Source organism: Mesorhizobium sp. M1A.F.Ca.IN.020.06.1.1, assembly GCF_004023265.1.
Lineage (GTDB): Bacteria > Pseudomonadota > Alphaproteobacteria > Rhizobiales > Rhizobiaceae > Mesorhizobium.
In genome coordinates this window covers 1-9566 of the sequence record NZ_RZSR01000108.1, presented here as the reverse complement: position 1 = coordinate 9566, position 9566 = coordinate 1, and the positions used below count along the sequence as shown (strand labels likewise).

6 protein-coding genes and 1 pseudogene are annotated in these 9566 nt (G+C 65.1%); all 7 read left to right on the top strand.

The genetic code is table 11. The features are described from left to right. The coding region (locus EOA60_RS07520) for a pseudouridine synthase (protein ID WP_348632705.1) at positions 1-1030 on the top strand (1030 nt) is incomplete at its 5' end. Next, the gene (gene rsmD, locus EOA60_RS07515) at positions 1011-1565 is read left to right on the top strand and encodes a 16S rRNA (guanine(966)-N(2))-methyltransferase RsmD (protein ID WP_128311201.1); all 555 of its coding nucleotides are present in this window, start codon (positions 1011-1013) and stop codon (positions 1563-1565) included. The genes EOA60_RS07520 and rsmD, both read left to right, overlap by 20 nt. A gap of 126 nt (positions 1566-1691) precedes the next feature. Next, positions 1692-3053 carry a pitrilysin family protein gene (locus tag EOA60_RS07510; protein ID WP_095824826.1) on the top strand — a complete coding sequence of 454 codons (1362 nt, stop codon included), beginning with the start codon at positions 1692-1694 and terminating at the stop codon, positions 3051-3053. Positions 3054-3298: 245 nt separating this feature from the next. Continuing rightward, positions 3299-4624, top strand: a complete 1326-nt coding sequence (locus EOA60_RS07505; protein WP_245322396.1) for a pitrilysin family protein — start codon at positions 3299-3301, stop codon at positions 4622-4624. Next, positions 4621-5472, top strand: a complete 852-nt coding sequence (locus tag EOA60_RS07500) for a patatin-like phospholipase family protein (RefSeq protein WP_095824824.1) — start codon at positions 4621-4623, stop codon at positions 5470-5472. Before EOA60_RS07505 ends, EOA60_RS07500 begins: the two co-directional genes overlap by 4 nt. Positions 5473-5937: 465 nt before the next feature. Beyond that, positions 5938-9198: a VCBS domain-containing protein gene (locus tag EOA60_RS07495; RefSeq protein ID WP_128311198.1), complete on the top strand. Its 3261-nt coding sequence runs from the start codon at positions 5938-5940 to the stop codon at positions 9196-9198. Positions 9199-9330: 132 nt separating this feature from the next. Next, positions 9331-9566, top strand: a pseudogene (locus tag EOA60_RS07490) (hypothetical protein); the annotation flags it as partial.

Genomic DNA, 9566 nt, shown 5'->3' with positions numbered 1-9566 from the left:
GCCGCGGCTGATGACCGTCGGCCGCCTCGACATCAACACCGAAGGGCTGCTGCTGCTGACCAATGACGGCGGGCTGTCGCGGGTGCTCGAACTGCCGGCCACCGGCTGGCTGCGGCGCTATCGCGTGCGCGTCCACGGCAAGGTCGAGGAGAGCAAGCTCACCGCCCTGCGTGACGGCATTGCCGTCGACGGCGTCTTCTACGGCTCGGTCGAGGCCTCGCTCGACCGCGAGCAGGGCAGCAATGCCTGGCTGACGATCGGCCTGCGCGAGGGCAAGAACCGCGAGGTGAAGAACATCCTGGGCGCGTTGGGACTGGAGGTGACGCGGCTGATCCGCATCTCCTACGGGCCGTTCCAGCTCAACGAGCTGCCCGAGGGCCACGTGCTGGAAATCAAGGGCCGCACGCTGCGCGAGCAGCTCGGCGAGCGGCTGGTTGAAGAGTCCGGCGCCAATTTCGACGCCGAGATCCAAAAACCGTTCTCCAACAAGCCGGTGCGACGCAGCGAGCCGCGCCGCGATGAGGACGAGCGGCCGAAATTCACGCGCGAGGGCGACCGCCGGCCGATCGGCGAGGGCGGGCTGATCAAGGCCCGCAAGCGCCGTGAGGGCAGCCGCGACGAGGCGCTGAGCAAGCTTTCGACGAAGCCCGAGCGAGCCTTCGGCGAACGCGGTCCCCAGTCTCGCTTCGACAAGTCTGCCTTCGACAAATCCGAGCGCGGCTTCGGCAAGTCCGAGCGCGGCTTCGGCGGCAAGGCCGGCGGCAAGAAAGGCGAACCGCGGCCGATCGAACCGCCCGGCCAGCGCAAGGCCAATGTCTGGATGGCGCCGGGCGCGCGTCCCATCGGCAAAGGCAGGGCGGAGGCCGACGCCGCGAAGGCCGCGGAAGCGAAGGCGCGGAAGGCGTCGTTCAGGCCGGGCGGCAAGGGCAAGCCGTTCGGCAAGCCAAGAGACGATCCGGAGGGAAGCGGCGGCGAACGGCCGCGCGGTCCGAAGGGGCCGAGGGGTGGCAATGCGGATCGTCGGCGGTGAGTTTCGCGGGCGTCCGCTGGCGACGCCGCGTTCCAATGCCATCCGTCCGACCACCGATCGCACCCGCGAGGCGGTGTTCAACGTGCTGGCGCATCGCTATGCCGAAAAGCTCGAAGGCGGCCGTGTGCTCGATCTCTTCGCCGGCACCGGCGCGCTCGGGCTGGAGGCGCCGCGCGACAGCGCCTCCTACTGCGTCTTCATCGAGGAATCGGCGGAAGGGCGCGGGCTGATCCGCGACAATGTCGAGGCCTTCGGGCTCACCGGGCGGACCAAAATCTTCCGCCGCGACGCGACCCAGTTGGGCGAAGCCGGCACGCTGTCGCCCTTCGGCCTGGTCTTTGCCGACCCGCCCTATGGCAAGGGCCTCGGCGAGCGCGCGCTGCGCTCGGCAAAAGCCGGCGGCTGGCTCCTGCCCGGCGCGCTCTGGGTGGTCGAGGAGGCGGCGTCCGCGCCGTTCGAACCGGGCGCCGGTTTTTCCGTGGTGGACGAGCGCGGCTATGGCGACACGGTGATCCGGTTTGTCGAGGTGGGGTGAGGGGCACTGTCCCTTCTCCCGCAAGGGAAAAGGAAATGACGCACGCGCCTCGAAAATGACGAACAAATCACTTTGCCTCGCCATGGAACCTTTTCTATCGTCGCGCCACCGAGACCGGAGCATTTGATGACATTGAACACCAGAGGCCTGCGCGCAGCATTCCTTGCCGGCGCTCTGGCGTTCGCGGCGCAGGTTCCGGCACGCGCCGCCGGCGAAGCCGCGGTCAAGGATTTCCTGCTCGAGAACGGCCTGGAAGTCGTCGTCATTCCGGACCATCGTGCCCCGATCGTCACTCATATGGTCTGGTACAAGATCGGCAGCGCCGACGAGCCGCCCGGCAAATCCGGCATCGCGCATTTCTTTGAGCATCTGATGTTCAAGGCTACGAGCAACCACGCAGCCGGCGAGTTCGACCGCGCCGTGGCCGACATCGGCGGCTCGAACAACGCCTTCACCTCCTACGACTACACCGCCTTCCACGAGACGGTGCCGCCTTCGGCGCTCGAGGAGATGATGGGGTTCGAGGCCGACCGCATGCGCAACCTCGTCCTCACCGACGATGTCATCAAGACCGAGCGCGACGTTATCCTGGAGGAGCGCCGCTCGCGCATCGACAACGATCCGCAGGCAGTGTTGGACGAGGAGGTCGACGCGACGCTCTGGCAGAACCAGCCCTACCGCGTTCCGGTGATCGGCTGGATGCAGGAGATGGAGCAATTGAACCGCGAGGATGCCAAGGCGTTCTACGACACCTTCTACCGGCCGAACAACGCCGTGGTGATCGTCGCCGGCGACGTCGATCCGGACGCGGTGAAGGCAATGGCCGAAAGGACTTACGGAAAGGTGGCGCGCGGGCCGGACCTGCGGCCGCGCATCCGCCCGGTCGAGCCGGAGCAGAACACCAAGCGCACCGTGACGCTGACCGATGCGCGCGTCTCGGTGCCGAGCTTTTCCACGCAATGGGTGGTCCCGTCCTATCACACCGCCAAGCCCGGCGAGGCGGAGGCGCTCGATCTCCTGGCCGAAATCCTGGGCGGCGACAACCGCAGCCGCCTCTACCAGCAGCTGGTGGTGAAGCAGGGCATCGCCTCCGGGGCCGGCGCGTTCTTTCAGGGCACCATGCTCGACGCCACCAACTTCACCGTCTATGGCTCGCCGCGCGGCGACGCCAAGCTTTCCGACGTCGAAGCGGCGGTCGATGCCGAGGTCGCGCGCATTGCCAAGGACGGCGTGACCGGTGACGAGCTGGAGCGGGCCAAGACCCGCTATGTCCGTTCGATGGTCTTTGCCCGCGACAAGCAGGACGACATGGCCAATATGTACGGCTCGACGCTCGCCACCGGCGGCAACGTGAAGGATGTCGAGGAATGGCCCGACCGCATCCGCAAGGTCACTGCCGCAGAGGTCAAGGCCGCGGCCGCCCGCTACCTGGTGCTCGACCGCTCGACGACCGGCTATCTCCTGCCGCAACAACAGGCGGGGAATTGATGATGAGCATGGAACGTGGACGAATGGGCGCTTCTTCCCTTCTCCCCTTGTGGGGTCCGAGGGACGGGGCGAGACCCGTGGCTCGCCCCCGGGCGGTGGACGCGAAGCGGCCGGATGAGGGGTGCTCCAGCTTGGCGGCATGCTCGAAATCGCCGCAGTCTCGTTCCTTCCAGCACCCCTCATCCGTCTCGGCGCTGCGCGCCGATCCACCTTCTCCCACAAAGGGAGAAGGTGGGGTCTACCGTATCGTCGCAACCCTCTGCTTCGCCCTGTTCTTCCTGCTCTTGCCGGCGCTGGCCGCCCACGCGGAGATGAACATCCAGGAGGTGAAGTCGAAGAAAGGCATCACCGCCTGGCTTGTGGAAGACCATTCGATCCCGCTGGTTGCCATCCGCTTCGTCTTCGACGGCGGCACCGCGCAGGACCCTGCCGGCAAGGAAGGTCTGGTCAATCTGATGAGCGGCCTGTTCGACGAGGGCGCCGGCGACCTCGACAGCGAGGCCTTCCAGTCGAAGCTGGACGACGCCGGCGCCGAGATGAGTTTTCAGGCGGCACGCGACGGCCTTTATGGCTCGATGCGCATGCTGTCCGATCAAAAGGATGAGGCGTTCGGCCTGCTGAAGCTGGCGGTGAACAGCCCGCGCTTCGACCAGGCGCCGATCGACCGCATCCGCGCCCAGATGCTTTCGGGCATTCTCGCCAATGAGCGCGACCCCAACACGATCGCCCAGCAGCGCTGGCTGCGCGCGATCTATGGCAAGCATCCCTATGCGCGGCCGGATGAGGGGACGAAGGAGAGCCTTGCCACCATAACGGCCGCCGACCTCAAGACCTTTCGCAAAGCGAGTTTCGCGCGCGCCGGCCTGCATGTGGCGGTGGTGGGCGACATCGACGCCGCCACGCTCTCCGGCAAGCTGGACGAGGTGTTCGGCGACCTGCCGCAGACGCAGACGCTGGCCCAGGTGGCGGACGTGTCGCTGAAGCTCGGCCAGCAGCTGGAAGTGAACTACGATCTGCCGCAGACCTCGCTGCAGCTTGCCTGGCCTGGCGTCAAACGGAGCGATCCCGATTTTTACGCCGCGGTGCTGATGAACGAGATCCTCGGCGGCTCGACTTTCACGTCGCGGCTTTACGAGGAGGTGCGCGAGAAGCGCGGCCTTGCCTATAGCGTCAGCTCCGATCTCGTCGATCACGAGCATTCCAATGCGCTGCTGGTGACGACGGCGACGCGTTCCGATCGCGCCGCCGAGACGCTCGCCATCGTGCGTCAGGTGGTGAAGGAGATGGCCGAGAACGGCCCGACCGAGGAGGAGCTCGCGGCGACCAAGAAATACATGATCGGCGCCTACGCCATTAACAATCTCGACTCTTCCAGTTCCATAGCCGCGACGCTGGTCGAGCTGCAGCTCGACAATCTCGGCATCGACTACATCAAGCGCCGCGCCGCGCTGATCGATGCGGTGACGCTTGCAGACGTCAAGGCCGCGGCAAGGAAGCTTCTGTCGGCCGACCCGGCGATAATGGTGATCGGACCGCCGCTGGTGCAGGTGGCGGGAGCCCGCAAGGGATGAGCCCGACCTTCGCGGTTGCCTTCGGCGGCGGCGGCGCGCGGGGGCTGGCGCATATTCACGCCATCGAGGCGCTGGACGAGCTAGGGATCAAACCGGTGGCGATCGCCGGCTCCTCGATCGGCGCCATCATGGGCGCCGGCATGGCCGCCGGCATGCGAGGGGCGGAGATCCACGAGTACAGCCGCTTGATCCTCGGCAGCCGCGCCGAGGTGGCCGCGCGCATGTGGCGCTCGCGGCCGGGCACGATCGCCGAGGCCATGCAGGGCGGCATCCGCGTCGGCCAGTTCAATATCGAGCGCATCCTGAAGGCCTTCCTGCCTGACGCCATTCCGGCGACCTTCGAAGAGCTGAAGATTCCGCTCAAGGTGACGGCGACCGACTATTTCGGCCACAAGCTCGCGGTGTTCTCGCAGGGCGATTTGCAATCGGCGCTGGCGGCCTCGGCCGCCATTCCGGCGGTGTTCCGCCCGGTGATGCGCGACGACCGATTGCTGATCGATGGCGGCATCTACAACCCGGTGCCCTTCGACCTGGTCGAGAAGGATGCCGACGTCATCATCGCCATCGACGTGGTCGGGGCGCCGAGCGACGTCGAACGCAAGCATCCGACCACGGTCGACCTCATGTATGGCGCCACGCAGCTGATGATGCAGTCGATCATCGCCAACAAGCTGCGGCAGCACCCGCCGGATATTCTTATCCGTCCGGCCGTCTCGAAATACCGCGTGCTCGATTTCCTGAAGATCGAGACGCTGATGGCCGACACCGTCGAGATCAAGGACGAGCTGAAGCGCGCCGTCGAGAAGGCGGTCGCCGAGCGCGGCGGCAAGCTGGGCAAGGCGGTGTGAGCGGTGGGACAGGCCTGATCCGCTACGTGGAAGGACCGAGTTCTATTTGCCTGTGCGATGCAGTTTATCCATGTCTGCGTACAAGTACGCATTTTGTCATTAACTCTTCTTCGAATTCGACATTGACGCGCGCGCTGCGGTAGAGTTAATAATATCCTAATATATAGGGTAGCGCGAATTACCTCCCGACCGGCAACAACGAGTACGGCGCTACTGGGGTAGGGGAAAAGCAACGCGGCGATCATCGCCGTCGTAGCCATCACCATCGAGCCACCACCTGTCTGTGAATCGCCTTTTGGGCTGGCCGTTCACGGGCCGGACCGTCGGGTTGCGCCTGGTTGCATGGCACTCTGATCCTTTCCTCTCCCCGTAAGACTGGGCGCCGATTCGTCGGCATGGGGTAGTCAGCCGTCTCGGACGGCCAACGAGCAGGCGCGGAGCGCGTCTGCCAGGGGGATGAAAATAATGGCTACGCAAATCTCCGGTGCCGGCGGCACCACGACGTCGTTCTCCAACACGCCGCAGGCACAGGGCGATGTCTTCAACTACACGGAAGACAACGTGGTCATCGTGTCCGCATCCCAATCCATCATCCTATTGGACGTTTTGGCGAATGATTTGGGCGGCAATGCCAAGACCCTCTATTCGATCGACGACGGCACGTCCGCATCGACGGCTACGAAGCAATACGCGCCGATCGACCTGACGACCCAGGATGCGCAGGCAACCGGCATCTCCGCCTGGGAAGACATCGGCGGCGGCGTGCTGATCCGCATCAACAACGGCAAGGTCGAGATGAACCTTAGCGGTTATCTCGCGCAGCACGGCTTCACGAGCCTGCAGGCGCTCGGAGCCGGCGACCACATCAACGAGACTTTTACCTACGCAATCAAGCTCGGCAATGGAACGTTGAGCTGGGCGAGCGTCTCGGTCAACATTCAAGGCACCAATGACGGCGCCACCATCACAGCGGCGCCGGGCGCGGACACGACTGTGGTGGAAGCTGGCGGCGTCGCCAACGGCACGCCCGGCGACCCCGGCGCACATGGTCAGCTGATCATTTCGGACGTTGATGCCGGCCAGAACCATTTTCAGGCACCGCCGAGCCTCCAGGGCATGTACGGCACCTTCACTTTCGATGCGACGACGGGAGCGTGGACCTACGCGCTGAACCAGGCACTTGCCGACCCGCTGACGCAGGGCCAGAATGTCACCGACACGTTGACCGTGACATCCGCGGATGGCACGGCGAATTACAACATCGTCGTCAATATTACCGGCACCAACGATGCCGCGGTGCTGTCGGCCGATGTGAGGAACCTGACCGAGACCGATGCGGCCGCCGACATATCGAGCAGCGGCCAGCTGACCATCTCGGATGTCGACAGCCCGGCGACCTTCGTCGCCCAGGCCGGCACGGTCGGGACCTACGGCACCTTCGCCATCGATGCCGCCGGCGCCTGGACCTACACGGCCTCCTCGGCGCACAACGAGTTCGCCGCCGGCACCACCTACACCGACACCTTCGACGTGGTCAGCGCCGACGGCACCCACACCTCGGTGACCATCAACATCGACGGCACCAACGATGCCGCCATCATCGCCGGCACCACCAGCGGTGCGGTCGACGAGGACGGCGCCGACGCCCCGGTGACGGCGACCGGCTCACTGACGGCAAGCGACGTCGACAACACCGCCAACGCCTTCCAGGCCGCCAGCGGCAATGGCGACTCCGGCTACGGCAGCTTCTCCATCGATGCTGCCGGCAACTGGACCTACACGCTCGACGACACCAATCCGGCGGTCGACGCTCTCAACGACGGCGATCCGCTCAGCGACTCCTTCACCGTCTATTCCGAGGACGGCACGCCCCAGCTGATCACCATCTCGATCACCGGCACCAACGATGCCGCCATCATCGCCGGCACCACCAGCGGTGCGGTCGACGAGGACGGCGCCGACGCCCCGGTGACGGCGACCGGCTCACTGACGGCAAGCGACGTCGACAACACCGCCAACGTCTTCCAGGCCGCCAGCGGCAATGGCGACTCCGGCTACGGCAGCTTCTCCATCGATGCTGCCGGCAACTGGACCTACACGCTCGACGACACCAATCCGGCGGTCGACGCTCTCAACGACGGCGATCCGCTCAGCGACTCCTTCACCGTCTATTCCGAGGACGGCACGCCCCAGCTGATCACCATCTCGATCACCGGCACCAACGATGCCGCCATCATCGCCGGCAACGGCGCCCAGGACGCTTCGGTCACGGAGAAGAGCGCCGTTGCCAACGGTACGCCGGGCGATGCGACGGCCTCGGGCGACCTCAACGCAACGGATGTCGACGACGCGGCAACCTTCAACGTCCAGGCCGCCGTGGCCAAAAGCTATGGCACGTTCTCGATCGATGCCGCCGGCAACTGGAGCTATACGCTGGACGACAACAACGCCACCGTCCAGGCGCTGAACAGCACCGGTGCGAACACCACGCTGCATGAGCTGGTGACGGTCACCACCGCCGACGGCACCTCGCAGGTCATCGACATCACCATTAATGGCGCCAATGATGCCGCGGCGATCACCGGGACGGCCACCGGAACCGTCGTCGAAGCGGGCAGCTCGAATGGCGGCGGCACGCCGACAGCGACGGGCGACCTTCTGTCAACCGATGTAGACAACACCACGGATTCGTTCCAGGCCGTCAATTCCGCGACGACCAGCGCGCTCGGCTACGGCACCTTCACCGTAACCGCCGCCGGTGTCTGGACCTACACGCTCGACAATTCGAACCCGACGGTCAACGCGCTCGCTGACGGGCAGCCCTTGAGCGACAGTTTTACCGTCTATTCGGAGGATGGCACGGCAAAGCTGGTCTCGATCTCGATCACCGGCGCCGACGACGGACCACCTCGTTTTGCGCCGACCGACATCCAGCTGACGCCGAGCACAACAACGGGAGATGTAACGTTCAGTTCATTCCAATTCACGGGAGCACTGACCGCGACCGACCCGGATGCCGGCAGCTTCGTCTATAGCATCACCTCGCAATCGGACCCGGGGCTGTTTTCGATCACCGGCAGCACGCTGAGTTCGAGCCTGTCGGGCTTGTCACCCAGCAAGGTGTACTCCATCACCGTGCAGGCAACCCAGGTTGGCGACCCGGTCGGGCCCGCCTATCAGTACAGCGAGACGTTCCAGGTCATCACCGGTAGCAACGGCAATTCGGTCGACGGCGGTGGAGCAAATGGCGGCGACGACGTCCTCTACGGCAATGGCGGCGCGGACCAGATCTTCGGACTGGCCGGCAACGACACGCTGTTCGGGCAGGACGGCAACGACACGCTGAACGGCGGCGATGGCAACGACCGACTGGTCGGCGGCGTCGGCACCGACACACTCACTGGCGGGGCGGGAGCAGACACCTTCTACTATGGCTCAGCCTTTTCGGATTCGCCCGCAACCGCCGCAAACGACACCATCACCGACTTCGTGCACGGCGTCGACAAGATCGATCTCTCCTCGATCGACGCCAGCTCAGCAGCCGGCGACCAGGCTTTCCTGTTCGGCGGTCAGACTTCGGCCACCGTCGCCAACAGCATCACCTGGTCCGAAGTCGGCGGCAACACGATCGTCCGAGCCGACGTCAACGGAAGCGGTGGCGCAGAGTTTCAGATCACGCTGACTGGCGTCAACCTCGGACTGACGGCCAGCGACTTCGTGCTGTAACCAAAGAGGTGAGCCGCGCCCGCGCGGCTCACCATCCCGCTACAGGATTCAGCTACGAATTAAGGTTTACGACAGGTTTACGAGCGGATCGCGTGGCCGGGCGAGGGATCCGGAGTAGTATCGTTCCGGGCCATGCAGTTTGGACAGGGGGCGGTTCTGCCGCTGGGTATTTTGAGTCTCGATAACAAATCCGGGATTGTCAGGGAAGCGCTTCGCGCCTGCCGCCGCTATTTCCTGTTTGCGGCGGTGTTCAGCCTGGCCATCAACCTGCTTTACCTCGCATCGCCGCTCTACATGCTGCAGATCTACGACCGGGTGGTCACCAGCGGCAGCGAGACGACGCTGGTGATGCTGACGCTGGTGCTGCT

Bases quoted from the DNA above. Each gene is read 5' to 3' on its own strand.
- EOA60_RS07500 (WP_095824824.1), top strand. From the start codon at position 4,621: ATGAGCCCGACCTTCGCGGTTGCCTTCGGCGGCGGCGGCGCGCGGGGG.
- EOA60_RS07495 (WP_128311198.1), top strand. From the start codon at position 5,938: ATGGCTACGCAAATCTCCGGTGCCGGCGGCACCACGACGTCGTTCTCC.
- rsmD (WP_128311201.1), top strand. From the start codon at position 1,011: ATGCGGATCGTCGGCGGTGAGTTTCGCGGGCGTCCGCTGGCGACGCCG.
- EOA60_RS07510 (WP_095824826.1), top strand. From the start codon at position 1,692: ATGACATTGAACACCAGAGGCCTGCGCGCAGCATTCCTTGCCGGCGCT.